Raw genomic sequence first — 2954 nt, 5'->3', positions numbered from 1 at the left:
CCACCGGCATCACCCCCCGGCGCCGCGACCCGGTGATGCCGGGGATGCCCAACCTCTCCCCGGCATGACCGCCCCGTGCGCCGCACCGGACGGCGTGCCGGGCCGGCACGCCGTCCCGGCCCTCGCCTTCGCGGTCACCGGCGCGGAGCCGGAGCGCTTCGCCGCGGTGCCCACCCTGCGGTTCGGACTGGAGATCACCCGCACCGGCGGCGGCCCCGTCCGTTCGGTCAGCCTGACGACCGCCATCAGGATCGACGTGACCCGCCGCCGCTACGACGACCGGGCGCGGCGGGCCCTGGCCGAGCTGTTCGGCCTCCCGGAGCAGTGGGCCACCACCCTGCGGCCCCTGTCCTGGACCCGGACCACCGTGGTGGTGCCGCCCTTCGACGACACCACCGCGGTCGGGCTGCCGGTGCCGTGCGCCCACGACACCGAACTGGCCGTCACCACGTACCTGCGCGCCGTCCGCGACGGGGAGGTGCCGCTGGACTTCCTCTTCAGCGGCACGGTCTTCTTCCAGGCCCCGGACGGCCGGCTGCGGACGGCCCAGATCTCCTGGGCCGAGGACGCCGCCTACCGGCTGCCCGCCACCCTGTGGCACGACCTGGTCGACCGTTACTCCGCCGGCGGCCCCTGGCTGCGGCTGTCCCGGAAGACCCACGACCGGCTCGACGCCTACCGCGCGCGGCAGGTGCTCGGCACCTGGGACGACGCCGTCGGCCATCTGCTCGACCGGGCGGAGAACCGCACCGCCGAGGTCCCCGCCACCCCCGGGACGGCCGCGGCACGCACCACCACCGGAACGACCGAGACCACCGGAGCACCATGGACGACGTGAGACGGGCAGGGCACGGGGAGACCGCGCGCCACCCGGAGAAGGTGGAGAAGATCGTGCGCACCTGTCTCTACGAGGGCTACCTGCTGTGGCCGTACCGCCGGTCCGCGCTGAAGAACACCAAGCGCTGGACCTTCGGCGGGACCTTCCCGAGGTCGTGCGCCACCGCGCTCGGCGAGCCGTACCGGATGCGCACCCAGGTGCTGCTCGACACCGCGGGCCACCCCGCGGACCGCACCGAGGTGGCGGTCCGCGTACGGTTCCTGCACGTGGTGGACCGCGGCGTGCTGCGGGAGGGGCCGGACGGACCCGAGGCCGTGGACGACCTGACGGTGGACGGGCGGCGGTACCTGGCCTGGCAGGAGGCGACCGAGCGCGAGGTGTCCGTCCCCCTGACGCTGGACACCGCCCTCCGCGGCCCGGTGCGCGCGGCCGTCGACGTCCCCGCGGGCACCGACCGCGAACCGATCCGGGACGGCGCGGGCCGTACCGCCGGGTCCCTCGTGCGCCGGTGGAACGCGCTGAGCGGCACCGTGGAGATCGGCGCCGTGCCCGCCGCGGACGGTGTGCACCGGCTGACCGTGGAGATCGTGAACACCACGCCGTGCCCGGCCCCGGACCCCGCCGACCGCGACGCCCGGGAGCGGGCCTGCGCCTACGCCTTCGTCTCCACCCACACGGTGCTGCACAGCGCCACCGGCCGCTTCGTCTCGCTCGTCGATCCGCCGGAGCGGCTGCGGGAGACCGTGTCGGCCTGCGAGAACCAGGGCACCTGGCCGGTCCTCGTGGGCGACGACAGCGACGACGGCAGCGACGGCTGCACCGACGGTGGCTTCGACGGGGGTGCCGCCGGGGACGGCGGCGGGGCGAGCGCCCGCACCGTGCTCTCCTCCCCCGTCACCCTCTACGACTTCCCCGAGGTGGCCCCGGAGAGCCCCGGCGACCTGTTCGACGGCACGGAGATCGACCGGCTGCTGATCCTCAGCGTCCTGAGCCTGACGGAGGAGGAGCGGCAGGAGGCACGGGCCGGTGATCCCCGGGCCCGGGAGATCCTGGACCGCTGCGCGGGCCTCGCCCCCGGCGAACTGCTCGCGCTGCACGGCACCATCCGCGAGTTCCGGCCCCTGGAGGAGGGAGCCTGAGCGAGCCGCGGCACGGGGACGCCGGGCCGGGCACCGGACCGTCCGCGCCCCGGACGGTGACGGTCGGCGGGGTCCGGCTGGGCCGGGGCAGCCGCGTACGGCTGCGGCCGTCCCCCGGCGCCGACATCCTCGACCTCGCGCTCGCCGGGCGCACCGCCGAGGTCGCCGGCGCCGAGGGGGACGTGGCCGTCGGACTCGGCGAGCCCGTCCGGCGGGCGGTCGGCGAGGCCGTCACGCTGGTGGAGTCCCTGGTGGAGGAGCTGCTCACCGGAGGGGAAGTGAGCGTCCGATGAGGAACGGCATCTTCGTCCCCGCGGCCGTGGTGCGCGCCGTCGTGGGCCTCCTGGCCGCCGCGACCGCCGCGGCCCTGGTGGCCGAGGCCCCGGCGATGTGGCGGTACGCGAGGATCAGGGCGATGTGACGGCGCGGCCCGGGCTCCCTGACGGTGCGTCAGAAGCCTTGGTCCCGGGACGGAGGACGGGCCGGACGCACCCGTCGTCGTTGCCGGGGCGTGTCGGGAGCCGGCCGGCGTACACCTGGGTCCGTCTCCAGCACGTGTGCCCTCGCGCCGTTGCCGCCGGCCCACAGGGGGCGCGGCCGGATTCCGGGGAACAGCTCCCGCACCGGGGCGCCGTCCACCGCGGACCACACGTGCCCCTCCGCGTCCGGTCCGTGCCGGACGTCCGTCCCCCGGGCCCTGCCGGAAGAGACCGGTCTGCCGGCCGAGGCGGTGGCCCGCCGCGCCGGCCCGTCCTCCGCCGCCTGCCGCCGCGCGTTCCGTCTCGCCTCCGCGGACGCCACCGCTCCGTCCGGTGCCCCGGACGGCGGCCGGGGGTGACGGCGCGGAGCGGTGCCCCGGAGGACAATGGACCCTCGTCCCGGAGCACGGCGCAGAGCGGTGCCCACCCCACGACAGGAGAGCAGGCACCGTGTCCCACGAGCCCGGAGTCCCCGCCGACGGCGGACGCCGTACGGCC

Annotated in this window: 4 protein-coding genes; all 4 read left to right on the top strand. The window is 76.5% G+C overall.

The features are described from left to right. Positions 1-64 precede the first annotated feature (64 nt). The 4 genes from VE546_RS27070 to VE546_RS27055 are packed head-to-tail and all read left to right on the top strand — an operon-like array spanning position 65 to position 2398. Positions 65-838, top strand: a complete 774-nt coding sequence (locus VE546_RS27070) for a DUF6084 family protein (protein WP_324926886.1) — start codon at positions 65-67, stop codon at positions 836-838. After that, positions 835-1977 (top strand): hypothetical protein, encoded by a 1143-nt coding sequence (locus VE546_RS27065; RefSeq protein WP_324926884.1) that lies wholly within the window; start codon positions 835-837, stop codon positions 1975-1977. Before VE546_RS27070 ends, VE546_RS27065 begins: the two co-directional genes overlap by 4 nt. A 56-nt stretch (positions 1978-2033) precedes the next feature. Continuing rightward, positions 2034-2270 (top strand): hypothetical protein, encoded by a 237-nt coding sequence (locus VE546_RS27060; protein WP_324926882.1) that lies wholly within the window; start codon positions 2034-2036, stop codon positions 2268-2270. Next, positions 2267-2398: a hypothetical protein gene (locus VE546_RS27055; RefSeq protein ID WP_324926881.1), complete on the top strand. Its 132-nt coding sequence runs from the start codon at positions 2267-2269 to the stop codon at positions 2396-2398. Before VE546_RS27060 ends, VE546_RS27055 begins: the two co-directional genes overlap by 4 nt. Positions 2399-2954 lie beyond the last annotated feature (556 nt).

It is taken from the genome of Streptomyces sp. (assembly GCF_035644915.1).
In the GTDB taxonomy this organism is placed as follows: domain Bacteria; phylum Actinomycetota; class Actinomycetes; order Streptomycetales; family Streptomycetaceae; genus Streptomyces.
The sequence above is the reverse complement of the archived record's forward strand: the minus strand, read 5'-3'. Positions and strand labels throughout refer to the sequence as shown.